At 52.1% G+C, this 280-nt stretch carries 1 protein-coding gene; it reads right to left on the bottom strand.

Going from position 1 to position 280, the window contains the following annotated elements:
• Nucleotides 1–253: hypothetical protein (locus MMG85_RS18385; protein WP_241047348.1), on the bottom strand; the 253-nt coding region annotated here is incomplete at its 3' end.
• Nucleotides 254–280 lie beyond the last annotated feature (27 nt).

Here is a 280-nt window from a genome sequence, read left to right as displayed (position 1 = left end):
CGTAGTTTGGGCGACTAGGATCCTCGTCTGAGTTGCCGGACACGCACATAAGGTAAGAGACGTTTTGGTAGCCAACCTGATTAGCCCACCCAAAGTCCTCCATACAGATCACATCGGCATCGACGCCAGACTCCAAGAGAGCAGAGACAAGCCACTTGGAGAAGTCCTCGCCAAAGCAGCAGTCGTTAATGAAGTCAGACCCGACTACGGAAAGGTTGAAGCGATCAGTCTTGCAAGTGATATCGATGATCACGAGACCCTTCCCTTGAGCCCTAACACC

This window comes from Pseudoxanthomonas sp. LH2527 (genome assembly GCF_022539275.1).
GTDB lineage: Bacteria > Pseudomonadota > Gammaproteobacteria > Xanthomonadales > Xanthomonadaceae > Pseudoxanthomonas_A.
Note: the sequence above shows the minus strand (reverse complement) of the source record. Positions and strands in the feature narration are given on the sequence as shown.